Consider the following 22,709-nt stretch of genomic DNA (forward strand, 5'->3'; position numbering starts at 1 on the left):
CTTTTCTCCGAGGAAATCCCGGCCCTGCCGTCCGACCGCAGCGAAGCGAGGACGGACAAAGTAAATAATGTGCATGCGGAAGGCGTACGCTGATGCCCGATTTATTGCTCGAACTTTTTTCCGAGGAAATCCCGGCCCGCATGCAAAGGAAGGCTGCAGGTGATCTCAAAAAGATGATTGCCGATGGTCTGGTCGATGCAGGCCTCACCTATGAAGCCGCGACCGCTTACTGGACGCCGCGTCGTCTGACGCTTGATATTCGCGGCCTGACGGTACGCTCGAAAGACGTGCATGAAGACATCAAGGGTCCGTCGGTCTCGGCCCCCGAACAGGCCATTGCAGGCTTCTTGCGCAAGGCGGGCCTCACGGATGTTTCTCAGGCCCATGTGCATTCCGACCCCAAAAAGGGTGATTTCTACGTCGCCCATCTGACGAAGCCGGGCCGGGCTGCGGAAGAGATTGTTGCCGAACTGGTGCCGCAGGCGATCCGCAATTTTCCATGGCCGAAATCCATGCGCTGGGGTGCTGCTTCCGCAAAGCCGAGCGCATTGCGTTGGGTGCGCCCGCTGCAATCTATCCTGTGCACCTTCGGTCCTGAAACCGAAGAAACGCAGGTCATCGACTTCGACGTCGATGGTGTCAGATCGGGCAATATCACCTATGGCCACCGTTTCCTGAGCAACGGCGAGCCGATCAAAATCCGCCGTTTCGAGGATTATGTCGCAAAGCTTGAAAAAGCTTTCGTCGTGCTCGATGCCGAGCGCCGCAAGGAAATGATCTTACAGGACGCGCGTAATCTCGCTTTCGCATCCGGCCTTGAACTGGTCGAGGATGCGGGGCTGCTGGAAGAGGTTTCCGGCCTTGTCGAATGGCCGGTGGTGCTGATGGGCGAATTCGAGGAAGAATTCCTTGAAATCCCGCCGGAAGTCATCCGCCTGACTATCCGCGCCAACCAGAAATGCTTCGTCACCCGCAAGCAGGGCGAGGCGGAAGCGCTTTCAAACAAGTTCATTCTGGTGTCGAATATCGCCGCGCGCGATGACGGCGCGGAAATCGCTTATGGCAATGGCAAGGTGGTGCGCGCGCGCCTTTCCGACGCGCTTTATTTCTGGCACACCGATCAGGGCGATCTGCCCGATCTTAACCGGCTTGATGCTTCTGCGAAAAAATTCAGCCTCGATCTGAAAAAACCGCTCGATCAGCGCATGGCCCGTCTGGATGCATTGAACGTCACCTTCCACGCCAAGCTTGGAACGCAGGGCGCGCGCGTTGAGCGCATTCGCTTGCTTGCAGAGCAGATTGCGTCGCTGGTCGGTGCCGATCCGAAACTTGCCGCGCGTGCTGCCGTGCTTGCCAAGGCCGATCTGACCACTGAAGTTGTGGGCGAGTTCCCCGAGCTTCAGGGTGCGATGGGCCGCAAATATGCGCTTTTGCAGGGCGAAGATGAATCCGTTGCGGCAGCGCTGGAAGAACATTACAAGCCGCAGGGCCCGTCTGATTTCGTGCCCAAAAACCCGGTTTCGGTTGCGGTCGCGCTGGCTGACAAGCTCGATACGCTGGTCGGTTTCTGGGCGATTGATGAAAAGCCGACCGGCTCGAAAGACCCTTATGCGCTGCGCCGTGCGGCTCTTGGCGTCATTCGGTTGCTGCTTGAGAATGATGTTCGTGTGCGACTAGGCCATGTCTGCTTTATTGCGATGAACAATTATGCGCAGATAAGCAGCGCAGAGAAACGCGAAGAAATTTTCGGCGACCTGCTTTCCTTCCTCCACGACCGTTTCAAGGTCTATCTGAAAGACGAAGGCGCGCGCTATGACGCCATCGATGCGGTGCTGACGCCGGAAGCGGATAATCTGCTGCTGGTCGCTCGCCGTCTTGAGGCGCTGATCGTCTTTATCAATGAGGAAGACGGCAAGAACCTGCTGGCCGGAACCAGGCGCGCCGCCAATATTTTGGCTGCCGAAGAAAAGAAGGGCACGAAGGTTGCGGAAAGTGTCGATGTTTCTCTTCTGAAGCTCGATGAGGAAAAGGCGCTGTTTGAAGCCGCAACTGTGGCCTCCAAAGAGACCGAGGAGGCTATCGCCCGCGAGGATTTCCACGGTGCCATGCTGGCGCTCGCCAAGCTGCGCGGCCCGGTCGATACTTTCTTTGAACAGGTGCTGGTCAATGACGAGGATGAGAATATCCGCGCCAATCGCCTGGCGCTGCTCGATCGTATCCGCGCTGCCACCAGCAAGGTAGCCGATTTCTCGAAGCTCGCGGGTTAGGACGGACAAAACCTTTGACGCAGATCGTCAAATTCGATGACAATGCCGTTGCGGGCGCAGTCGAAATCCTGCGGCGCGGCGGGCTTGTCGCGATCCCGACCGAAACGGTCTATGGCCTCGCTGCCGATGCTTCCCATGGCGAGGGGGTGGCTGGTATTTTCGCCGCCAAGGGCCGTCCGCAGTTCAATCCTCTCATCGCTCATGTCGCAAACATCGATATGGCGGAACGCTATGTGAATTTCGATCCGCTCTCGCGCAAGCTGGCCGAAACCTTCTGGCCAGGGCCGCTGACCCTCGTGCTGCCGCTAAAAGAAAAGCAGGGTACGGATCGCCCCATCCACCCGCTTGTGACGGCTGGGCTTGATACTCTGGCCATCCGCATGCCGCATGGCCGCGTGCGTGATGTTATTAAGGTTCTCGACAGTCCCGTTGCGGCTCCAAGCGCCAATAGGTCGGGCCGTATCAGCCCCACGAGCGCTCAAGCCGTTTATGACGGTCTGGGCGGCAGGATCGATATGATACTTGATGCCGGGCCCTGCGGCGTCGGCGTCGAATCCACCATCGTCAAGGTCGAAGGCGACACCTTGCGTCTGCTGCGCCCCGGCGGGCTTGCAGCGGAAGAGATCGAAACCGCTATCGGCGCAAGGCTCGAACGTACTGCCCATGCCGCTGCCATTCAGGCGCCTGGTATGATGGCTTCGCATTATGCGCCCGATGCCGCCATGCGGCTCGATGTGCGTGAAGTGAGGCCGGGCGAGGCGCTGCTGGCTTTTGGCCCGGATCGTGTGCGCGGGGCCGGCAAAGCGAAAGCGCTACTCAATCTGAGCGCGACAGGCAATCTGCGCGAGGCGGCGAGCAATCTTTTCGACTTTATGCGCAAGCTGGATGCGGCAGGGGCTGCGACCATTGCCGTTGAACCCATTCCCTCCGGCGGCCTCGGCGAGGCCATCAATGATCGCCTGAAACGCGCAGCCGCTCCCCGTGACGAATATTCCTGAATGAGATTGAAGAGAAGCACATGCTGGACAAAACACTGATCGAACGTTTTAGCGCCATTGTGGGCGAGAAGAACGCCCTGACTGCGCCCGATGATATCGCGCCCTATCTCGTCGAGCCGCGCGACCTTTATCAGGGTCGCTCGGCCTTGGTCCTGCGCCCCGGCTCGACGGAAGAAGTCTCGGCCATCATGAAGCTGGCACATGAAACCGGAACGTCAGTGGTGCCGCAAGGCGGCAATACAGGCCTTGTCGGCGCGCAAACGCCCGATGAAAGCGGCGCGACCATCGTGCTTGCCCTTGGTCGCATGAACAAGATCCGCTCGCTCGATCCGGTCGGCAATCTGGTGACGGTCGAGGCGGGTGTCATTCTCAAGAACTTGCAGGACGAGGCGGAAAAGGCAGGCCGTCTGTTCCCGCTTTCGCTGGGGGCGGAAGGCTCTTGCCAGATCGGGGGCAATCTGGGTTCCAATGCGGGCGGCACGGCGGTGCTGGCCTATGGCAATATGCGCGAGCTTTGCCTCGGCCTCGAAGTGGTGTTGCCCGATGGCAAAGTCCTCGATGATCTTCGCTATCTGAAAAAGGACAATACCGGCTACGACCTCAAGGACCTGTTCATTGGTTCGGAAGGCACGCTTGGCATCATCACGGCTGCGGTGCTGAAAATCTTCCCGCAGCCCAAAGGCAAGGGCGTGGCCTATGCGGGTCTGAAAAGCCCCGAAGATGCGCTGCGCCTGTTTCAGCTTGCCAGCGAACATGCAGGCCCGTCGCTGACCGGCTTCGAGCTGATGCCGCGTATGGGCGTGGAATTTACCGTGCGTCACGTCGATGGTGCGCGCGACCCGCTGGAAAGCCCGCATGACTGGTATGTGCTGATCGATATTTCTTCCGCGCGCTCGGAAGAAGATGCCCGCACCACGCTCGAAACCATTCTGGGCGAGGCTTTTGAAGCCGATATTCTTCAGGATGCCGCCATTGCCGAAAGCGTGGCGCAGGCCCAGTCCTTCTGGAGAATGCGCGAGGAAATGTCCTGGGCGCAAAAGCCCGAAGGCGGCTCGATCAAGCACGATATTTCGGTGCCGGTCGCTTCGATCCCGGCCTTCATTCGGGAAGCGGATAAGGCGGTTCTGGAAATGATTCCCGGCTCGCGCATTGTCTGTTTCGGCCATATTGGCGACGGCAACCTGCACTATAATATCTCGCAGCCGGTGGATGCCGACAAGCAGGCTTTCCTTGCACGCTGGGACGAGATGAACCATCGCATTCACACAATCGTCGCAAGTTATGGTGGCTCCATTTCCGCCGAGCATGGCATTGGTCGCCTCAAGCGTGACGAACTGGTCCATTTCAAGCAGGCGCTCGCGCTGGATCTGATGCGCCGCATCAAATCGGCCTTTGATCCGAAGGGCATCATGAACCCTGGTAAGATGCTGTAGTTTAAGCTATTTGCAGACTTTAAAGGCGGATAGGAAACTGTCCGCCTTTTGCATTAGTAAATACAAATTTAGAAGAATTGCCGAAACCTTACACCCGGTTGCAATCTGATAACCAAATGAAAAAGCAGGGAAAAGTTAACCCAACTCATTAAGGTGGTCGGTAAGGATCTGCGCCTATTCTCTGTCTCAACAAGAGCAAGCATGCTCGCAAAGAGAAGCCGGATAACCGGCTCTTTAAAGAGACAGAGGCGTTGAAAATGATGAACAAGGAACTGAAAAAGCCCGAATGGGCTGGCCGTGAATTGCGGCTTGATCCGTTTCACTTCCCACAGGTCGTAACCTATGCCGCAGATGACGGGCGGACAGACATCACTTTTACGATCAACGAACGCGGCGCAGTGATCCGGCAGGTTCTGCCCTCAAGTGGCCTGCCTATGTCGATTGCTTTGCCGATCAATGCGTTCGTCGGCGTCACGGCCCGCGCGGTCGAGGACGAATATGGCGAAATCACTGTCACGCTGGAACTGATGCATAAGGATGCCCAGCTTTCCGTGCCGCTGCTTGTGGCGCACGACCTGACCGATGTTGCCGCCGACTGGCGGGCATGGGCGCAAGCCTTCAATCTGCCGATGATGCTGGTGGAAGAGGACGGCATAGCCCGTCCGCTTTATGAAAGCACTGGCCCGGTGCGCACGGGAGAGCCGCAGGCGCGCCGTCAGGGGCAGGAGCCGCGTCGCCGTCGCCCGCGCTTTCTCGCCCGTCGCAAGACCGGAACGCTGGGCGTGCGCATGGTGATCGAAGGGAAGGAAATCATCGCCAGGAATTGACAAGAGAGGGTCGCCAGTTACTGGCAGCCCCGTAAAGAATTCGGCTGACCTCCAAAAAGCCCCCGGATGTTTCACAACATCCGGGTTTATTTTTTGCGCGTCAGAAATGCCATCACGGCTTGGCGCGCTTCATCGGATTTGAGCTGCTCACCGAACTGTCTGGCCTCGCGCATGATCCGCTCGGACACCTTTTCAGCAGGCATACGCATCAGGCTACGTGCGATCTGCATGGCTTGCGGCGGCTTCGAGGCGATTTCGTCGGCGGCTTTCATCACTTCCGCCTCAAGTTCCGCACTTTCGACGATTCGATAAACAAGCCCCGCTTCAAGTGCGGCTTCGGCATTAAAGCCATGGCCCAGCGCCAGCAGTGCGAACGCTTTCTGATGGCCCATCAGCGGCGGGGCAAGCAGGCTGGACGCTGCTTCCGGCACCAGCCCGAGATCGACGAACGGTGTGCGGAACAGCGCGTGGCTCGTGGCGAATGTCAGGTCGCAATGCAGATGGATGGTCGTGCCGATGCCGATAGCCAGCCCGTCCACGCCGGAAACGATCGGCTTCTTCGCGTCCGAAAGTGCGCCGAGAAAATCGAGGATTTCCTGTCCAAGATTGCCGCCCGTTGCCGCAACCATGAAATCCTGCATGTCGTTGCCGGAGGAAAAAGCGCCCGGATGTCCGAGGAATACATGCACGCGCACCGCTTCGTCCGCGTCGCCGTCACGCAAGGCCGCAGCCATGGCAGCATACATGGCGCGGGTGATGGCGTTCTTTTTCTCGGGCCGGTTGAGGCGGATGATCTGCGCCGCGCCTCCCTGAATGTTTTGGGGGCGCTCGATGAGAATATGCTCGCTCATGTTCACGCCTCCAGCGCTGATTTTGCAGCCGCAAGGCTGGATGCGCCGGTGACGACGGTGTCCTTCAGCGCAGTAACTTCCGCCAGCATGTTTTCGGCATAGAAACGGCAGAGCGCGGAGCGGCCTGCATCCTCGCCCGCAAGCGCTGCGCGGGCAAGATAAGCGCCGCCGGAAACGAGCGACAGCAGCCGCTGGTAAGGCGTGGCGCCTGAAAGCGCGTCTTCTGTGCGGCCGTCGGCAACGGTCTTTTGCAGCCAGTCGCTCGCCTCGCAGGCGTCCGCGATAGCCTTCGCAAGGCGGCTGCCGGTCTCGCCCAGTTCCGGGCGGTTGGAGGCGGAAGCCTTGTCGGCGTCCTGATGCAATTCTGCAAGAAAGCCCTTGATATGCTCGCCATTTCCAAGCGGCAGCTTGCGCATCACAAGGTCGATGGCCTGAATGCCGTTCGTGCCTTCGTAGATCGGGGTGATGCGGGCATCGCGCAGCAATTGCGCCGCACCCGTTTCCTCGATGAAACCCATGCCGCCGTGGACCTGCACGCCCAGCGAAGCAACGTCCACGCCCGCATCGGTGGCAAAACTCTTGGCAAGCGGGGTCAAAAGGCCGGCGCGGTCCGTCCAGAACTGTGCGTCAGCGCCTTCGCTCACATGGCTCATGTCGATGGCGTGGGCGCAGGCATAGGTGATGGAACGGGCAACCTGCGTCAGCGCCTTCATGGTCAAAAGCATGCGCTGCACATCGGGATGCTCGATGATCGGACTCATCGTTTCTTTCGCCCCGATAGCGCGGCCCTGCTTGCGCTCCTTGGCATAGGCAAGTGCCTGTTGGTAGGCGGCTTCCGCCACACCGACGCCCTGAATGCCGACGAGAAGGCGGGCATTGTTCATCATGGTGAACATGCAGGCGAGACCGCGATTTTCCTCGCCGATCAGATAGCCGACAGCACCCTGTTCCTCGCCCTTCACGAAACCGTCGCCATAGATCATGGTGCAGGTGGGGGAGGCGTGAATGCCCATCTTGTGCTCAAGGCTGGAGCAGAAAAGATCATTGCGACGACCGAGCGAACCATCCGCATTGACGAGAAATTTCGGTACCAGAAACAGCGAAATGCCCTTGGTACCGGGAGGTGCATCGGGCAGACGCGCCAGCACCAGATGCACGATATTGTCGGTCAGGTCGTGTTCGCCATAGGTGATGAAAATCTTCTGGCCGAAAATGCGATAGGTGCCGTCGTCGCGGCGTTCGGCGCGTGACCGCAGCGCCCCCAGATCGGACCCCGCCTGCGGCTCGGTCAGGTTCATCGTGCCCATCCACTCGCCGGAAATGAGCTTTTCGAGATAGATGTCTTTCAGCTCTTTCGAGGCGTGCCTTTCCAGTGCTTCGACAGCGCCCATAGTGAGCGTCGGTGCAATGGCAAACGCCAGCGTGCCGGAATTCCACATTTCGTTCACCGCCACCGACATCATGGTCGGCAGGCCTTGGCCGCCATAGTCCGGCGTGCCTGTGAGCGAATTCCATCCGCCTGCGATCCAGTCGCGGTAAAGCTCTTTCCAGCCCGGCGCGGTGGTGACGATGCCGTCCCTGACAGTTGCGCCCTGTCGGTCGCCGGTGATGCGCAAAGGCTCGACGCGCTCGGCGGCAAACTTGCCCGCTTCTTCGAGAATGGCCTCAGCCAGATCGGCAGAAAATTCCGGGAAACGGTTGTCATCGAGCGCTTTTTCAAGCCCCGCAACCTTCATCAGTGTGTGGGAAATTTCAGAAACCGGCGCGCGATACATCTTTCCTCCTCAGGCCTCTCCCGGACCGTCTTCTTTTGCTCCGCGCTGCATCTGCCTGCAACTTTCAGCGGAGGCAGAAGAATGCCTCGATACAGAGCTATCGACTTATTACGTAAACGTCAATATTTCATGTCTGTTTCACATTCACTTATTCCATCGGACACGTTAACGATATTAGAGACTGCTTAACGAAATTTTTTCCGCACGATGATATGCTTCGCGATGGCTGGGGGGTTGTTCGCTCATGATGCTTGTGTCGTTTTTTCTGACGGTTCATCTGACGATAGCGTGTCTTTTTGTGCTGACTTTCGCTTTCGTGTCTCTTCAGGAGCCAAGCCATCAGGCACCGCGCTGGTTCACGCTTGCCTTCGCCAGCTCCGCGACCATGCCGCTTCTGGGGTTCTGGATACCCGTCGCCGCCTATCCGCGTCTCATTGTTCTGGCGTCTTTCGCTGCCATCATGATGGCCCTCACATCAATGGTGATCGGCCTGCACAAGACCTATAAGCAACCGCCGAACTGGCCCTTGCTCGGCGTGCTTTTCGCGGGGGCGATCCTCTGCAACGCGCTGATCTTTGAACTGCCGAGGGCGTCGTTCCTGCATCGTTTTCTCTATCAGTTGCCGCTTTGCCTGGTAGAGCTTCTGGTCATCCGCGTGATCTACCGTTCCGGTATGCCGCGCCTGGTGGACAAGCTGCTGATGGTGCTGGCGGTGCTCAGTTTTGTCCATTTCTTCTCGAAAACATTCCTGATCGTCTGGCCCGGTGCGGATGTGCGTCCGCAAGACCACAGCGATGGCGAGCATTTGCTCTTTTCGCTTTCCACAGGCGTTTTCATTCACGTAGCCACGGGGCTGCTTTTGCTGCTGCGCACATTGTCGCGTCTGGTGGGCGACGCCAGCGAACAGTCCGAGATCGACGCTTTATCACAGATTTATAACAGACGCGGTTTTGACCGCCATGTTGCGCGCATTCTTGCGCGCAACGGGCCTTCCATACCCTTCGCCGTGATCATGAGCGATCTGGATTATTTCAAGCGTGTCAACGATACCTATGGCCATGATGGCGGCGACCGCGTGATCGCGGCCTTCGGTGGATTGCTCAAAGCGCATCTGCCCAAATCGACGATCGCTGCACGCATGGGTGGCGAGGAGTTCGTGGCTTTCCTGCCCGGTGCGGATATGCACGACGCGCATCATCTGGCGCAGACCTTGCGCACTGCCATGGGGACACTCGGTTTTGTGGTCGGCGATTCTGACTGGAGACCGACGGCCAGTTTCGGCGTGGCCGAGAAAATCGCCGGTGAAAGCCTTTATGAAACCATGCGCCGCGCCGATTGCGCGCTTTACGATGCCAAGAAGGCGGGACGCAATCGCGTCCACACGTCGGAAGGTCAGGAACCGGATTCCTCGCGCTCGACCGCTCTCCAGCCGATATCTGACCGATAGAAACCTTCCGGCCAGTCGATCTTTTTCACGGCGTCATAGGCCTTGGCCTGTGCTTCGGCGACGGTCCTGGCGATGGCCGTGACATTGAGTACCCGCCCGCCATTGGCGACAAGCTCCCCGTCCTTTTGCGCCGTACCCGCATGGAAGATCTTTACGCCTTCGACGTCTGCGAGCTTGTCGATGCCGCGAATGATGCTGCCCTTCTTCACATTGGTCGGATAGCCATCGGCAGCCATCACCACCGTCAGCGCGGGCTGGTCTTTCCAGTCGATGGAAATTTCGTCGAGCCTGCCATCGACGGCGGCATTGATGATTTCGAGCAGGTCGCTTTCCATACGCATCATCAGCACCTGGCATTCCGGGTCGCCAAAACGGGTGTTGTATTCGATGAGTTTTGGACCGTCCTTGCCGATCATCAGGCCGAGGAACAGGATGCCGGAGAAGGGAGCACCGATTTCGGCCATGCCGCGCATCGTGGGTTCGATCAGCTCGCGCATGGTACGTTCTACCATTTCCGCCGTCATGACTGGGGCAGGGGCATAGGCCCCCATGCCGCCCGTGTTGGGGCCGGTATCCCCATCGCCGACGCGCTTGTGATCCTGCGCGGAACCGAGCGGCAGCGCCGTTTTGCCATCGCAGATGCAGAAGAAGCTTGCTTCCTCGCCATCGAGAAATTCTTCCACCACCACTTCCGCGCCAGCCGAACCGAACGCGCCTTCAAAGCAGGCATCCACCGCATCGAGCGCCTCTTCCAGCGTCATGGCGACGACCACGCCCTTGCCGGCGGCCAGACCGTCGGCCTTGACGACAATCGGCGCGCCATGCTGGCGGATATAGGCCTTGGCCTTGGGCGCATTGTTGAAGCGGCCATAGGCGCCGGTCGGAATGTCAAAGCGTGCGCAAAGGTCTTTGGTGAAGCCTTTCGAGCCTTCAAGCTGGGCTGCGGCTTTCGAGGGGCCGAACACGCGGATATTTTCAGCGCGCAGATCGTCGGCAAGGCCCGCCACGAGCGGCGCTTCCGGGCCGACAATGACTAGATCGATCGCCTTTTCGTTGCAAAAAGCGATGACGGCCCGGTGGTCGCTGACATCAAGCGTAACAAGCTCGGCTGCTTCCGCAATGCCCGGATTGCCGGGCGCACAGTAAAGTTTTGTGAGCGAAGGCGAGGCCGTCAGTTTCCATGCAAGCGCGTGCTCGCGGCCGCCCGAACCGATCAACAGGACTTTCATGCCTTGCTCCCTGCGCGTGATATAAGTAAATGTTTATTCAACTTGGGTCTCTATTGCCCATCGTCCGTACGGGCAAGGGTGCGTCCGCGATTTTTTCATGGAAAGCGGGCAGAACCGGATCATTTTCAAGAAAGCAGACGGTCATGCAGCAATCTCATTCCAACACCGGGGCCAACACCGGGGCCAATTCGGATGTCCAGTCGCGCGATACGCGCGGACGGGTGAAGGATGCGCCCTCCGGCCATTGGGTCTATCGCATTTTGCCGCAGTCGCTCTGGCCCTATGCGCAGCTTGCGCGCTGGGACCGCCCCATTGGCTGGCAATTGCTTCTGTGGCCCTGCTGGTGGTCGGCGGCGCTGGTTGCAGGCGCAGGCGCAAAGCCCGGCGACGGCGTATGGTCGATCATGCCTTCCCTGTGGCATCTGCTGCTGTTTTTCATCGGTGCCGTCGCCATGCGCGGCGTAGGCTGCACCTATAATGATCTGGTCGATCAGGATATTGACGATAAGGTGGATCGCACCCGTTCGCGCCCGCTGCCTTCTGGGCAGGTCACACGCGCGCAGGCGAAGCTCTTTCTTGTCTTACAGTCGCTGGTCGGCCTTGCGGTGGTTCTGCAATTCAACTGGTTTTCGATTGCTCTGGGCATCGCCTCGCTGCTGGTCGTCGCGGCCTATCCTTTCATGAAGCGTATTACCGACTGGCCGCAATTCGTGCTGGGCCTCGCTTTTTCGTGGGGTGCGCTGATGGGCTGGGCGGCCGTGGAAGGCTCGCTCTCGCTCCCTCCCGTGCTGCTTTATATCGGCGCGATCATGTGGACGATTGGCTATGACACGATCTATGCGCATCAGGACAAGGAAGATGACGCATTGGTCGGCGTGCGCTCGACGGCGCGGCTGTTCGGGCGCCACACCAAAACCGCGCTGTTGGTTCTGTATGGCGGTGCACTTGGCTGCTTTGCGGCTGCTTTCGCGGTCGCTCAGGTGCCAATGCCCGCACTGGCTGGCCTGCTGGCGGCGGGTGCGCATATGTATCGCCAGATTCTGGTGCTCGATATCGACAACCCCGACCAGTGCCTGCGGCTTTTCAAGTCCAACAGCTTTGTCGGTCTGCTGATCTTCCTCGGCCTTGTGCTTGGAAGCCTCTGGGTGGCGGTCAAGCCGCTGGTCTGATGAATCTTTACGGGTACAGCCGCTCTTTATTCCAGTCTCCGTCCGGCGTGGGGCGGGTGAAAAGCACCCGGTCATGCAGGCGGAAAGGGCGGTCGTGCCAGAACTCGATCGATATCGGCCGAATGCGGAAACCCGACCAGTAGGGTGGCCGCGGAATATCGCCGATGACGTGTTTCGCGGTATATTCGGCCACGGCCTTTTCCAGTGCGAAACGGCTTTCAAGCGGGCGCGACTGTTTGGAGGCCCATGCGCCGATACGGCTGCCGCGTGAACGCGAGGCATAATAAGCATCGGCTTCGGCGTCGCTGACCTTCTCGACAGGACCGCGTACGCGCACCTGGCGGCGCAGCGATTTCCAGTGAAAGCACATCGCAGCCTTTCCGGCAGACAGGATTTCCTGCCCCTTCCGGCTTTCATAATTGGTGTAGAAAACGAAGCCCTGCTCGTCGAAATCTTTCAGCAGCACCATGCGCACATTGGGCAGACCGTCAGGATCGACGGTGGCGAGCGCCAGCGCACTGGGATCATTGGGCTCGCTCTTGCCGGCATCATCGAGCCATTGCGCGAAGAGCCTGAACGGTTCGGTGCTTTGGGTGAAGTCGTCGTTGGTATCTGTCATTACCGCTATTTTCAATTCTGTACAGGAAACTTTATGCGAAACGGAGCTTCTTCCAATTCGCCGATTTTGTCCATGCCCGCCCGGTCCGGTTCATGCTGCAATCCCAAAGCTGAGGGAAGTACTTTGCAGGCATTGTGCTGCAATAATGATTTGTTTACCTTGCCGACACACCGCTTGTTAACTTCACTTCGCCATAATCCTTGCATCCATAGCGTGTATATTAAGGGATGAACGTTGGCCGCCGAAACTGCTCGCCGCGAAACACATGATCTGACGTTGAAATCTGGCACTGCGCTGCTGCGCGGAGCGATGGTTGGCGCGGTTATTCTTTCGCTTGCCGGATGCGCGATGGGTGGTTTCAGCCTCGAAAAGGCTGTGCCTGACTCGTCCACTATCACCGGTTCGGTGAAGCCGGTTCATAAGACCGAAATCGATACAGGCAAGCTTTCTGACCAGTCGGCGATCAAAAGTATTGTTTCAGCGCTCGATTTCACCCAATGGGGCAAGAATCCGGTGCCATGGGCCAACCCGGATACCGGCAGTCAGGGCACGATCACCACGATTGCGGAAACCAAGTCCGAGGACGTACTGTGCCGTCAGTTTGAAACCTCGCGCGAAGCCTTCGACGGGGTTTCCATCTATCGCGGCGAGACCTGTATGCAGCGCGGCGGCAACTGGACACTCACCTCTTTCGCGCCGATCTGATTGTTTTTCATACAACTCTGGAACTTTTCCGTTTCCGTGCGCATATTAGGGTCAACGAGTCTTACGGCTGATAGTACAGTCAAATTTCCTGAATGAGGATTATATGCGCGATCCCTATAGCGTGCTGGGCGTCGCCAAAACGGCGAAGCCAGAAGAAATAAAATCGGCTTTCCGCAAGCTGGCCAAGAAGCATCATCCGGACCAGAACAAGGACGATGCGAAAGCGCAGGAGCGCTTTTCCGAGCTTAACCAGGCCTATGAGATCATCGGTGACAAGGACCGCCGCGCGCAATTCGACCGTGGCGAGATCGATGCCGAGGGCAAGCCGCTGTTTCAGGGCTTCCCGGGGGGCGGTGCTCACGGCGACCCGTTTGCAGGTTTTCGGCAGGGCGGCGCCAATAGCCATTTTGAGTTCCGCACCGGCCCCGGCGGCGGCCATCAGGGCGGCTTTGGCGGCGCGGAAGATATTCTCAACGATCTTTTTGGCGGCGCTTTCGGCGGCGCGCGCGCCGGTGCGCGCCAGCGCGGGCCAGCCAAGGGGGCCGATCTGGCTGCTTCCATCACCATCAGCCTTTCGCAGGCGGTGGGCGCGGAAAAGGTCGAGGCTATTTTCCCGAATGGCAAGCATCTCAAGATCAAGTTGCCCAAATATGTCGAGGACGGTCAGACGATTCGTCTCAAGGGGCAGGGCGAGCATCTTGTCGGCGGAACTCCCGGCGATGCGCTGGTGACGATCCGTTTCAAGCCCAGCGCCCGTTTCCGCCTTGAGGGACGCGATGTGCATGTCGATCTGCCGGTCGAGCTTGCCGATGCGGTGCTCGGCGGCAAGCAGGAGGTGGAAACGCTCGATGGCCGCATCGCCATCAAGGTTCCGGCCTGGTCGAGTTCCGACCGCATTCTGCGTCTCAAAGAGAAGGGCCTGCCGCTGAAAGCCGGTGGCCGTGCCGATCTCTATGTGCATATCCGCATCATGCTCCCCGAAGGCGGCGATACGGAACTGGAGGAATTCCTGCGCAACCGCACTGGTGGCTGAGCCCTTTATGGTTGGCCGCAATTGCCCTGTTGCGTCAGGAAAGTGACAATACCCCCGCTTTTTGTCGCCTATTGCTTGAAGGGAATGCAAGCCTGTGCGATAGGGCAACAAGCTGATTATTTTCAATGAGGACCCTTAATGACCGCAAAGTCAGGTTTGTTGCAGGGCAAGCGCGGATTGATTCTGGGCGTAGCCAATAACCGTTCCATCGCCTGGGGTATTGCCAAAGCCGCACATGAAGCCGGTGCCGAACTCGCATTCACCTATCAGGGTGAAGCAATGAAGAAGCGCGTCGAGCCGCTGGCTGAAGAGCTGGGCGCCTTCGTTGCCGGACATTGCGATGTCACCGATGACGCAAGCATGGATGCCGTTTTTGCGGCGCTTGAGCAGAAATGGGGCAAGCTCGACTTCCTCGTTCATGCGATCGGCTTCTCCGACAAGGATGAACTGACCGGACGCTATGTCGATACGTCGGCGGAAAACTTCTCCAATACGATGCTGATCTCGGTCTATTCGCTGACGGCGGTTGCCCGGCGCGCCGAAAAGCTGATGGATGGCGGCGGCTCGATCCTGACCCTGACCTATTACGGTGCCGAGAAGGTCATGCCGAACTACAATGTCATGGGCGTCGCCAAGGCGGCTCTCGAAGCCAGTGTCAAATATCTCGCCGTCGATCTGGGACCGCAGAATATCCGTGTCAACGCGATTTCCGCAGGCCCGATCAAGACGCTCGCAGCGTCTGGCATTGGCGATTTCCGCTATATTCTCAAGTGGAACGAATATAATGCGCCGCTGCGCCGCACCGTCACCATCGATGAGGTGGGTGATGTCGGCCTTTACATGCTTTCCGACCTGTCGCGCTCGGTCACGGGCGAAGTCCACCATGCCGATAGCGGCTATCATGTCATCGGCATGAAAGCGGTGGACGCGCCGGATATTTCGGTCGTCAAGGACTGAGGAAAGATTGTGGCACGGGAAATCATCTACTTCTCGCGTCACGGCGAGACGGACTGGAATGTTTCGCAGCGTATTCAGGGGCAGCTTGATATCGACATCAACGCCCATGGTCGCACGCAGGCGGATCGCAATGGCGATCTGCTCAAATCGCTGATCGGTGAAGGTGCGGGCTTCGACTTTGTCGCAAGCCCGCTGCGCCGAACCCGCGAAACCATGGAGCGCATCCGTTTGCGCATGGGACTGGACCCTTATGATTTCCGCACCGATCCGCAATTGATGGAACTCAATTTCGGTGACTGGCAGGGCTTCATGCTCGAAGACATCGCGCGAGAAGGCGAGGTGCTGGTCAAGGCGCGCGCCCACGACAAGTGGAATTTCGTGCCGCCGGGCGCTTCCGCCGAAAGCTATATGGCGCTTTCGCACCGCATCGGTCGCTGGGTGGAAGCGGTCGAATGGCCCACTGTCTGCGTGACCCATGGCGGCTGTATGCGCACGCTGTTCTATCTTTATGGCGATATGGACGGCCACGATGCCGCCAATCTCTCCATCCCGCAGGACAAGATTCTCAAATTCGCAAATGGCAGGCTTGAGTGGATTTAGAGCATTTCCAGCAAAAGTGTGAAACGGTTTTGCGTCAGGATAATGCGTAAAACGTTTTAACCTCCCTTTCGCGTCATTATTTGCCATTTGGCATAAAGATGATATTATCTTGCCAGAAAGCGAGGTGCAGGATGGAGCTTCAGCCCATTATTGCCACGCCAGCAGGTGAGCGGACCGCGATCAGCGATGAAGAAGCGGGCGCACTGGCGCGGACTACCGTCAATCTGTTCAGGGCATGGAAATTGTCCGATGCGGAAGCCTGCACATTGCTGGGCGGCATGTCGCCGCGAACCTGGGCACGCTGGAAAGAAGGCGAGATCGGCCGCACCGACCGCGATCTGCGTATGCGCATGGCCCATCTGATGGGCATCCACAAGGGGCTGCGCTACCTGTTTCGCGATGCGGCGCGCGGCTATGCCTGGATAAGAAAACCCAATGCGGCCTTTGGCGGCCTGTCGGCGCTCGATCTGATGCTGCGCGGCGAAATTGCCGATCTTGCCGTCATGCGTGACTGGCTCAATGCGGAGCGGGGCGCGTGGTGAGCGCCCTCCGGCGCGGCGTGCGCTGGCCGCAGACTTATCGCATCATCCGTTCCATTCATCCGCCGATCGACCTGTTCGAGGATATTGCCGATCCGCGCGACTGGGAAGCGCTCGCAGCGATCGAGGAAAAGACCAACCCGCGCATTCGTTTTGAAATCGGCGATCTTGGCAAGGTGCCAGCCCACAGGCGGGTGTCGGGGCAGGGCGCGAGCTATGTGATGGCGCCTTTTGTGCATTGTTCGCCGCTCAGGCCGGGTCGTTTTTCCGATGGCAGTTACGGCATCTATTATGCGGGCGACCGCGAAGAGGTGGCCTTGGCCGAAACCATCCATCATCACGCAAAATTCATGCGCGCCACGCAGGAAGAACCGGGCTGGACCTCGGATTTTCGCGTGCTGGTCGGAAGCATCGACCGGGACTTGCACGATGTGCGCGCCATGTCCGGTGTGCTCGATCCCGATGATTATACGGCCTCGCAGATTGCGGGTCGCGAATTGCGCGCCGCGGGCAGCGATGGGCTTTTATGGCCCAGCGTGCGTATGCGGGGCCGCTTGTGCATCGGCATATTCTGGCCGGATGTTATAACGATTCCTATTCAGGGGCGGCATTACAGCTATCACTGGAACGGAAGCCGTGTCGATTTCGTCCGCCAATATGATACGGGCAAAGTTCTTTCGGTAAGTTGAGCCTGTATTACGGGGCTTCCTGAATATCGGTGACAAAGCGGGTATTGTCGGCCACATCATAGAGAATAAGAACCTTCATGCCCTTGTCGATGGCCGAATAATCGAATTCGCCCGGCAATTTATAGACGCTGCCGTCGTCAAGCGTGATTGTTTCCTCATCCGGGTTGATGCCGGTAATCTTGCCTTCGGCATCGCCCGCCATGGCGACGGTCGAGAAAAGCGAAGCAATGATGAAGAGCAGTCCCACCAGATAATGCATGGCTGTCTTCCTTCTTCCTGATTCGACATGTTTGACTGTTGCCGAGCATTTGCGGCAACGCGATTGTAAGGTTATTTAGCGGGTGGAATGTGTCAAAAAGAATACGGGAACCGGGTCATCCGAAGGAAATTCCGTGAACCCGCAAGCCTTGATTTGACCATGGCCGAAAAGCCCAATAAAACCAGCCATTATCCTGCCTGAAAAGGCGCATCCGTAATCGGGTCTGGCAATGTCTCATAATAGTTTCGGTCACTTGTTCCGCGTAACCACCTGGGGTGAAAGCCATGGTCTGGCGCTTGGTTGCGTGGTGGATGGCTGTCCGCCGGGTATCACCTTCACTGAAGCCGAAATTCAGGCCTATCTCGACAAGCGCAAGCCCGGCCAGTCGAAATATACTACCCAGCGCCGCGAGCCCGATCAGGTGCGCGTGCTTTCGGGCGTGCTTCTCGGTGATGACGGCGTGACCATGACCACCACCGGCACGCCCATCTCGATGATGATCGAGAACACCGACCAGCGCTCCAAGGATTATGGCGACATCGCCCGGCAATACCGCCCCGGCCATGCCGATTACGCCTATGACATCAAATACGGCATCCGCGACTATCGCGGCGGCGGGCGCTCTTCCGCGCGCGAAACGGCGGCGCGCGTGGCCGCAGGCGCCATTGCGCGCAAGGTGGTTCCCGGGCTGGAAGTGCGCGGCGCGCTGGTGGGCATGGGAATCCATGACATCGACCGCAGCCGCTGGAACTGGGATGAAGTGGACAACAATCCATTTTTCACGCCCGATGCCGGTTCGGTGGAACTCTTTGCCGGCTATCTCGACGGCATCCGCAAGAACGGCTCGTCCGTTGGCGCGATCATCGAGATTGTGGCGGAAGGTGTGCCGGCGGGCATCGGCGCTCCGATTTATGGCAAGCTGGATCAGGATATTGCCAGCTATCTTATGTCGATCAACGCTGTGAAGGGCGTGGAAATCGGCAACGGATTTGAAGCTGCGCGCCTCACCGGCGAGGAAAACGCCGATGAAATGCGTATGGGTAATGACGGCAAACCCTTCTTCCTGTCGAACCATGCGGGCGGGGTGCTGGGTGGCATTGCGACAGGCGCGCCGGTCGTGGCGCGCTTCGCGGTCAAGCCCACATCGTCGATCCTGACCCCACGCCGTTCCATCGACAAGGACGGCAAGGAAGTCGATGTGATGACCAAGGGCCGTCATGATCCTTGCGTGGGCATCCGTGCCGTGCCGATTGGTGAGGCGATGGTTGCTTGCGCAATCGCAGATCATTATTTGCGGCACCGTGGCCAGACTGGAAGAGGCTAGGAATAGATGAGCTATAATCAGAAACAGGTTGTCGATGCGCTGCGTGCTTTCGAGCGTGGCGAAATCGTCGTGGTCATGGATGATGACGGGCGCGAAAACGAGGGCGACCTGATCGTCGCAGCCGTCCATTGTACGCCGGAAAAGATGGCCTTCATCGTACGCCATACTTCGGGCATCGTCTGCACGCCCATGACGCGCGAGGAAGCAAAGCGCCTCAACCTCGCCCCGATGGTCGCCGAAAACGAATCCGCGCATACGACAGCCTTTACAGTCACCGTCGATTATCGCCACGGCACCACCACCGGCATCTCGGCGGAAGACCGCACGCTGACGGTGCGCAATCTTGCCAATCCGAACGCAGGTGCTGCGGATTTCGTCCGCCCCGGTCATATTTTCCCGCTGGTGGCGCGCGAGGGCGGCGTGCTGATGCGTTCCGGCCATACGGAAGCCGCAGTCGACCTTTGCAAGCTTGCCAACCTGCCGCCCATCGGCGTGATCTGTGAACTGGTCAATGATAACGGCTCGGTCATGCGCGGTCCGGACGTAAAGGCCTTTGCAGAAACGCACAAGCTGCACCGTGTCACGGTTGCCGATCTCATTGCCTATCGTCAGCGCAAGGAAACGCTGGTCAGACGCGTCGGCGATGCGCCGGTCAAGACCTGCGCCGGTCCGGCCCATGCCTATACCTATGAGTTGCCATGGGAGCCGATGCAGCACGTGGCGGTTGTCTTCGGCGATATTCGCGACGGCGAGAACGTGCCGGTGCGCCTGCATCGTGAAGATGTGCTCAACGATGTGTTCGGAAAAGGCGGCAGCAATCTCGATGCCATCATGGAGCGCATGGGCAAGGAAGGTCGCGGTGTTCTGGTCTATTTGCGTGAAGGCTCGGTCGGCGTGCGCGCCGATCACCACGACACGCGCAGCCGCGATGCGATCCAGCCCGATCATGAGGCTCATGCGGAAGCTGTCGCGCGCGAGGAAGAGTGGCGCCAGATCGGACTTGGCGCCCAGATCCTGAAGGATCTGGGCATTTCGTCCATCGTGCTGCTTGCCTCGCGTGAGCGCCATTATGTCGGGCTTGAGGGCTTCGGTATCGGCATTGCCCGCACCGAGATTATCTGACGGTTCTGGCGCGAAGGTGCTATAGAGACGGCATGACGACACGGCTTTACTGGCATCCGATCTACCTCGAACATCTCGTGCCGCCGGGGCATCCCGAGCGGCCCGATCGCATCCGCGCACTGATGAGCGAGCTGGAAGGGCCGGATTTCTACCGGCTCGACCGCGTGGAAGCACCCCGCGCTGATGAATCCGCCATCCTGCTCGCCCATCCGGAAGAGCATCTGCAAGCAGTGCGTGCCCGTTTGCCGGACCCTGTGGACGATGAGGAGGCGCCCCAGCCCATCGTCAAGTTTGACGGCGATACTTATCTAAGCCCGAAAAGCTGGGATGCGGCGCTGACCGCCATCGGCGCTGCGACCGCCGCAGTGGACGATGTGTTTTCAGGTGATGCCCACAATGTGTTCATCGCCGCCCGCCCACCCGGCCATCATGCAGAACGCAACGTGGCGATGGGCTTTTGCCTGTTTAACACTATCGCCATTGCCGCGCGTCACGCACAGCAAAAACACGGTGTCGAGCGTGTGGCGATCGTGGACTGGGACGTGCATCATGGAAACGGCACGCAGGATATTTTTGAGCGCGATGAGAGCGTTCTTTTCTGCTCGACGCACCAGTTTCCGCTTTATCCGGGCACGGGAGCAAGGGATGAAACCGGCGTCGGCAACATCGTCAACGCGCCGCTTTCCCCCAATACCGGAAGCCGTGAGTTCCGCGAGGCGTTTATTAGTCGTGTATTGCCCGCTTTGGACAACTTCCGGCCAGATTTGATCCTTATTTCGGCTGGCTTCGACGCTCACCACCGCGACCCGCTCGCCGAGCTTAATCTCGACGAGGCGGATTTCGATTGGGCGACGGGCAAGCTTATGGAACGGGCGGAACGGTTCTGCGATCACCGTTTGGTGAGTGTGCTTGAGGGTGGATATGATCTTGAGGGCTTGTCGCAGTCCGCGTCTGCGCATATTACGCGGCTGTTGAAAGGATAAATTATGGTAAGTGAACCGTCCAACGCCGACATTGCAGTCATGAGCTTCGAGGAAGCGCTGAAGCAGCTTGAGAAGATCGTCGATGATCTGGAACGCGGCGACGTGGCTCTGGAAGAATCCATCCGTATCTATGAGCGCGGCGAAGCGCTGAAAAAGCATTGTGACGCTCTTTTGAAGTCGGCGGAAGACAAGGTCGAAAAAATCCGCATCGGTCGCGACGGCCAGCCGGCCGGTACCGAGCCGCTCGACGCGGAGTAATTCATAACAGCAATGATTTGAGGTGGGCAGCATAAGGCGCAAGCACGCCGCTCAGCATATAGGGGCCAAGGCCCCAGACGAGTGTCCATCCGGCAGCGCCTACAAGATTTGCGCCAAGAAAATGGAGCGGGTTCATTTTCATCGAACCCGCGATGATGCCGTTGAGTTGGCGCAGAAGCACGACAAAGCGCGCTGTGGCGACGACATAAATGCCCTTTCTGTCGAAAAGTTTTTCGAAATGGTCCAGCCGTGCCGGCGTCAGCTTGACCAGATGACCATAGCGCAGGATCAGCCTGCGCCCGCCGTAGCGCCCGATCAGATAGCCGGTGCAGTCGCCAAGTACCGCGCCGATGAACACCGCCAGCAGAACCGCTTCGATATGCAATGTGCCATGCAGCGCCAGAAACGAGCTTGCGATAAGCGCGCTTTCGCCAGGAAGCGGCGCGCCGAAGGATTCGAAATAGACTATGACGAAAAGCGCCATCGCGCCATAGGCTGCAATATAAGGTGCGATAAACCCCATTGAAATAACGCCGCTTTCTGCCGGCCACGAAAAAGCTCCGGCGCGAACCGGAGCTTTATCCTGTATATATTTTATCAGCCAATGGAACGTTTTCCGGTAATGGCGTGGTAAAGCCACAACACGACAATCGAACCGATTATGGCGACGATCAGGCTATAGATATTCAGCCCAGTCACACCGCTTGCACCGAAGAAAGTGAAAATGACGCCACCGATAATGGCGCCCACAATGCCGAGTGCAATATCGATGAACATGCCCTGGCCGCTTTTATTGACGATCTTGCTGCCGATGAAGCCAGCAATAAGGCCAAGGATAATCCAGCTTATAACAGACATCTAATATCTCCTATCGCGCAAATAAAATTTTGCATCAGGCGATTAGAAAATTTTCACAATAGTTTCGATTTGGCAAGGTATAATGCTTGTCAAAACCGGAAATCTATTTAACTTTGACTTATTGCATGAGGAAAGACCCAGCGAACAACAGGGAGTATCGCGCTATGGGAAGCTTTGACGATAACTCGGGTAACTCGCCGATCCCCGGCGGCAGCCTTGCCAAGCCGATCATGATTGCGCTCGGCGCATTGCTGGTCGGAAAAATGTTGAAGGGCCACAGCGATGAGCCTGCCGAGACGCAGACGCAGCCCGTGCCCGATCAGTCGGCTGGAGGTGGTCTTCTGGGAAGTGTTCTTGGCGGTCTCGGTGGCCTTCTCGGCGGAGCCGCAGCGGGCAATGCATCAGCCGCGCCGGCGCCCGGTCCGCTCAGCGGCGGCCTTGGTGGTCTTCTGGAACAACTGACGCAGGCCGGCCACGGCGACAAGGTCGATTCCTGGGTCGGACAGGGTAACAATACGCCCATCGAGCCGGGCCAGCTTGGCGACGCCATCGGCCAGAAGTCGCTCAGCGAAATCGCCCAGCATGCCGGTATCGACCAGCAGGAGTTGCTCAACCAGCTTTCGCAGGTTTTGCCCGGACTGGTGGACAAGCTCACGGCAAGCGGCAAGGTGCCCGATGCCAGTGAATTGTCCAAGCTGTTGCAGAACCGCTGACCGGGCATCATATTAGCGCATAAGGGTTGCACCGGCGGGTTGCCCGCCGGTGCG

At 58.5% G+C, this 22,709-nt stretch carries 24 protein-coding genes; 17 read left to right on the plus strand and 7 right to left on the minus strand.

The features are described from left to right. Positions 1-92 precede the first annotated feature (92 nt). The 4 genes from glyS (at position 93) to KUG47_RS03230 (ending at position 5,525) form a co-directional block, all read left to right on the plus strand. Entirely contained in the window at positions 93-2,267 is a 2,175-nt protein-coding gene (gene glyS / locus KUG47_RS03215; protein ID WP_217676489.1) for a glycine--tRNA ligase subunit beta, read from the plus strand. A 14-nt stretch (positions 2,268-2,281) separates the two neighbouring features. After that, positions 2,282-3,265, plus strand: a complete 984-nt coding sequence (locus KUG47_RS03220; protein ID WP_217676490.1) for an L-threonylcarbamoyladenylate synthase — start codon at positions 2,282-2,284, stop codon at positions 3,263-3,265. A 20-nt stretch (positions 3,266-3,285) separates the two neighbouring features. Further along, a complete protein-coding gene (locus KUG47_RS03225; protein ID WP_217676491.1) occupies positions 3,286-4,698 on the plus strand; it encodes an FAD-binding oxidoreductase in 1,413 nt (470 codons plus the stop codon). 257 nt (positions 4,699-4,955) lie between these two features. Then, on the plus strand, positions 4,956-5,525 hold the full coding sequence (locus tag KUG47_RS03230) for a DUF6101 family protein (RefSeq protein WP_217676492.1): 570 nt from the start codon (positions 4,956-4,958) through the stop codon (positions 5,523-5,525). A gap of 86 nt (positions 5,526-5,611) precedes the next feature. Here the strand turns inward: KUG47_RS03230 and KUG47_RS03235 are convergent, their stop codons facing one another. Together KUG47_RS03235 and KUG47_RS03240 are read right to left on the minus strand one after the other, a co-directional pair. Further along, positions 5,612-6,376, minus strand: a complete 765-nt coding sequence (locus KUG47_RS03235; protein ID WP_217676493.1) for a crotonase/enoyl-CoA hydratase family protein — start codon at positions 6,374-6,376, stop codon at positions 5,612-5,614. 2 nt (positions 6,377-6,378) lie between these two features. Continuing rightward, the gene (locus tag KUG47_RS03240) at positions 6,379-8,151 is read right to left on the minus strand and encodes an acyl-CoA dehydrogenase family protein (protein ID WP_217676494.1); all 1,773 of its coding nucleotides are present in this window, start codon (positions 8,149-8,151) and stop codon (positions 6,379-6,381) included. Between the two features lie 244 nt (positions 8,152-8,395). Here KUG47_RS03240 and KUG47_RS03245 point away from each other — a divergent pair, with 244 nt between their 5' ends. Next, complete coding sequence (locus tag KUG47_RS03245) at positions 8,396-9,598, plus strand: GGDEF domain-containing protein (protein ID WP_217676495.1); 1,203 nt, start codon at positions 8,396-8,398, stop codon at positions 9,596-9,598. On the opposite strand, the gene purD is transcribed toward KUG47_RS03245, so the two are convergent. Further along, complete coding sequence (purD, locus tag KUG47_RS03250; protein WP_217676496.1) at positions 9,544-10,827, minus strand: phosphoribosylamine--glycine ligase; 1,284 nt, start codon at positions 10,825-10,827, stop codon at positions 9,544-9,546. The two genes, KUG47_RS03245 and purD, sit on opposite strands and share 55 nt — an antisense overlap. Positions 10,828-10,970: 143 nt before the next feature. On the opposite strand from purD, the gene ubiA reads away from it, so the two are divergent. Further along, positions 10,971-11,996 (plus strand): 4-hydroxybenzoate octaprenyltransferase, encoded by a 1,026-nt coding sequence (gene ubiA, locus KUG47_RS03255; RefSeq protein WP_217676497.1) that lies wholly within the window; start codon positions 10,971-10,973, stop codon positions 11,994-11,996. A gap of 7 nt (positions 11,997-12,003) precedes the next feature. On the opposite strand, the gene pdxH is transcribed toward ubiA, so the two are convergent. After that, positions 12,004-12,615, minus strand: coding sequence for a pyridoxamine 5'-phosphate oxidase (gene pdxH / locus KUG47_RS03260; protein WP_217676498.1), 612 nt, complete (start codon positions 12,613-12,615; stop codon positions 12,004-12,006). A 234-nt stretch (positions 12,616-12,849) separates the two neighbouring features. Here pdxH and KUG47_RS03265 point away from each other — a divergent pair, with 234 nt between their 5' ends. The 6 genes from KUG47_RS03265 (at position 12,850) to KUG47_RS03290 (ending at position 17,138) form a co-directional block, all read left to right on the plus strand. Beyond that, on the plus strand, positions 12,850-13,320 hold the full coding sequence (locus tag KUG47_RS03265; RefSeq protein ID WP_254799259.1) for an RT0821/Lpp0805 family surface protein: 471 nt from the start codon (positions 12,850-12,852) through the stop codon (positions 13,318-13,320). Positions 13,321-13,423: 103 nt separating this feature from the next. Further along, positions 13,424-14,353: a DnaJ C-terminal domain-containing protein gene (locus KUG47_RS03270; RefSeq protein ID WP_217676499.1), complete on the plus strand. Its 930-nt coding sequence runs from the start codon at positions 13,424-13,426 to the stop codon at positions 14,351-14,353. Positions 14,354-14,491: 138 nt separating this feature from the next. Beyond that, the gene (gene fabI, locus KUG47_RS03275; RefSeq protein ID WP_217676500.1) at positions 14,492-15,310 is read left to right on the plus strand and encodes an enoyl-ACP reductase FabI; all 819 of its coding nucleotides are present in this window, start codon (positions 14,492-14,494) and stop codon (positions 15,308-15,310) included. 9 nt (positions 15,311-15,319) lie between these two features. Continuing rightward, positions 15,320-15,910 carry a histidine phosphatase family protein gene (locus KUG47_RS03280; RefSeq protein WP_217676501.1) on the plus strand — a complete coding sequence of 197 codons (591 nt, stop codon included), beginning with the start codon at positions 15,320-15,322 and terminating at the stop codon, positions 15,908-15,910. A gap of 131 nt (positions 15,911-16,041) precedes the next feature. Further along, positions 16,042-16,452, plus strand: coding sequence for an MbcA/ParS/Xre antitoxin family protein (locus tag KUG47_RS03285; RefSeq protein WP_217676502.1), 411 nt, complete (start codon positions 16,042-16,044; stop codon positions 16,450-16,452). Then, positions 16,422-17,138: an RES family NAD+ phosphorylase gene (locus tag KUG47_RS03290; protein WP_254799308.1), complete on the plus strand. Its 717-nt coding sequence runs from the start codon at positions 16,422-16,424 to the stop codon at positions 17,136-17,138. Before KUG47_RS03285 ends, KUG47_RS03290 begins: the two co-directional genes overlap by 31 nt. Positions 17,139-17,145: 7 nt before the next feature. On the opposite strand, the gene KUG47_RS03295 is transcribed toward KUG47_RS03290, so the two are convergent. Then, positions 17,146-17,397, minus strand: coding sequence for a DUF1344 domain-containing protein (locus KUG47_RS03295; protein WP_217676504.1), 252 nt, complete (start codon positions 17,395-17,397; stop codon positions 17,146-17,148). A 229-nt stretch (positions 17,398-17,626) separates the two neighbouring features. Here KUG47_RS03295 and aroC point away from each other — a divergent pair, with 229 nt between their 5' ends. From aroC to KUG47_RS03315, 4 genes are read left to right on the plus strand one after another with little or no spacing between them, the layout of a single operon-like run. Then, positions 17,627-18,721: a chorismate synthase gene (gene aroC, locus KUG47_RS03300; protein WP_185917592.1), complete on the plus strand. Its 1,095-nt coding sequence runs from the start codon at positions 17,627-17,629 to the stop codon at positions 18,719-18,721. 6 nt (positions 18,722-18,727) lie between these two features. Then, complete coding sequence (ribB, locus tag KUG47_RS03305) at positions 18,728-19,843, plus strand: 3,4-dihydroxy-2-butanone-4-phosphate synthase (protein ID WP_217676505.1); 1,116 nt, start codon at positions 18,728-18,730, stop codon at positions 19,841-19,843. 32 nt (positions 19,844-19,875) lie between these two features. Then, complete coding sequence (locus tag KUG47_RS03310) at positions 19,876-20,826, plus strand: histone deacetylase family protein (protein ID WP_185917594.1); 951 nt, start codon at positions 19,876-19,878, stop codon at positions 20,824-20,826. 3 nt (positions 20,827-20,829) lie between these two features. Beyond that, positions 20,830-21,084: an exodeoxyribonuclease VII small subunit gene (locus KUG47_RS03315; protein ID WP_217676506.1), complete on the plus strand. Its 255-nt coding sequence runs from the start codon at positions 20,830-20,832 to the stop codon at positions 21,082-21,084. A gap of 1 nt (position 21,085) precedes the next feature. Here KUG47_RS03315 and KUG47_RS03320 read toward each other — a convergent pair whose 3' ends face one another. Both KUG47_RS03320 and KUG47_RS03325 read right to left on the minus strand, forming a co-directional pair. After that, positions 21,086-21,607: a DedA family protein gene (locus KUG47_RS03320; RefSeq protein ID WP_217676507.1), complete on the minus strand. Its 522-nt coding sequence runs from the start codon at positions 21,605-21,607 to the stop codon at positions 21,086-21,088. 74 nt (positions 21,608-21,681) lie between these two features. After that, entirely contained in the window at positions 21,682-21,942 is a 261-nt protein-coding gene (locus KUG47_RS03325; RefSeq protein ID WP_217676508.1) for a GlsB/YeaQ/YmgE family stress response membrane protein, read from the minus strand. A 164-nt stretch (positions 21,943-22,106) separates the two neighbouring features. Here KUG47_RS03325 and KUG47_RS03330 point away from each other — a divergent pair, with 164 nt between their 5' ends. Further along, entirely contained in the window at positions 22,107-22,655 is a 549-nt protein-coding gene (locus tag KUG47_RS03330) for a YidB family protein (RefSeq protein ID WP_185917597.1), read from the plus strand. Positions 22,656-22,709: the final 54 nt, after the last annotated feature.

Origin of the sequence: Falsochrobactrum tianjinense, assembly GCF_019100495.1 — a bacterium.
Classification (GTDB): Bacteria; Pseudomonadota; Alphaproteobacteria; order Rhizobiales; family Rhizobiaceae; genus Brucella; species Brucella tianjinense.

Excerpts from the sequence above, each read along its gene's own strand:
- glyS (WP_217676489.1), top strand. The coding sequence starts at position 93 with ATGCCCGATTTATTGCTCGAACTTTTTTCCGAGGAAATCCCGGCCCGC.
- KUG47_RS03225 (WP_217676491.1), top strand. The coding sequence starts at position 3,286 with ATGCTGGACAAAACACTGATCGAACGTTTTAGCGCCATTGTGGGCGAG.
- KUG47_RS03230 (WP_217676492.1), top strand. The coding sequence starts at position 4,956 with ATGATGAACAAGGAACTGAAAAAGCCCGAATGGGCTGGCCGTGAATTG.
- KUG47_RS03235 (WP_217676493.1), bottom strand. The coding sequence starts at position 6,376 with ATGAGCGAGCATATTCTCATCGAGCGCCCCCAAAACATTCAGGGAGGC.
- KUG47_RS03240 (WP_217676494.1), bottom strand. The coding sequence starts at position 8,151 with ATGTATCGCGCGCCGGTTTCTGAAATTTCCCACACACTGATGAAGGTT.
- KUG47_RS03245 (WP_217676495.1), top strand. The coding sequence starts at position 8,396 with ATGATGCTTGTGTCGTTTTTTCTGACGGTTCATCTGACGATAGCGTGT.
- purD (WP_217676496.1), bottom strand. The coding sequence starts at position 10,827 with ATGAAAGTCCTGTTGATCGGTTCGGGCGGCCGCGAGCACGCGCTTGCA.
- ubiA (WP_217676497.1), top strand. The coding sequence starts at position 10,971 with ATGCAGCAATCTCATTCCAACACCGGGGCCAACACCGGGGCCAATTCG.
- pdxH (WP_217676498.1), bottom strand. The coding sequence starts at position 12,615 with ATGACAGATACCAACGACGACTTCACCCAAAGCACCGAACCGTTCAGG.
- KUG47_RS03270 (WP_217676499.1), top strand. The coding sequence starts at position 13,424 with ATGCGCGATCCCTATAGCGTGCTGGGCGTCGCCAAAACGGCGAAGCCA.
- fabI (WP_217676500.1), top strand. The coding sequence starts at position 14,492 with ATGACCGCAAAGTCAGGTTTGTTGCAGGGCAAGCGCGGATTGATTCTG.
- KUG47_RS03285 (WP_217676502.1), top strand. The coding sequence starts at position 16,042 with ATGGAGCTTCAGCCCATTATTGCCACGCCAGCAGGTGAGCGGACCGCG.
- KUG47_RS03295 (WP_217676504.1), bottom strand. The coding sequence starts at position 17,397 with ATGCATTATCTGGTGGGACTGCTCTTCATCATTGCTTCGCTTTTCTCG.
- aroC (WP_185917592.1), top strand. The coding sequence starts at position 17,627 with ATGTCTCATAATAGTTTCGGTCACTTGTTCCGCGTAACCACCTGGGGT.
- ribB (WP_217676505.1), top strand. The coding sequence starts at position 18,728 with ATGAGCTATAATCAGAAACAGGTTGTCGATGCGCTGCGTGCTTTCGAG.
- KUG47_RS03310 (WP_185917594.1), top strand. The coding sequence starts at position 19,876 with ATGACGACACGGCTTTACTGGCATCCGATCTACCTCGAACATCTCGTG.
- KUG47_RS03315 (WP_217676506.1), top strand. The coding sequence starts at position 20,830 with ATGGTAAGTGAACCGTCCAACGCCGACATTGCAGTCATGAGCTTCGAG.
- KUG47_RS03320 (WP_217676507.1), bottom strand. The coding sequence starts at position 21,607 with ATGGGGTTTATCGCACCTTATATTGCAGCCTATGGCGCGATGGCGCTT.
- KUG47_RS03325 (WP_217676508.1), bottom strand. The coding sequence starts at position 21,942 with ATGTCTGTTATAAGCTGGATTATCCTTGGCCTTATTGCTGGCTTCATC.
- KUG47_RS03330 (WP_185917597.1), top strand. The coding sequence starts at position 22,107 with ATGGGAAGCTTTGACGATAACTCGGGTAACTCGCCGATCCCCGGCGGC.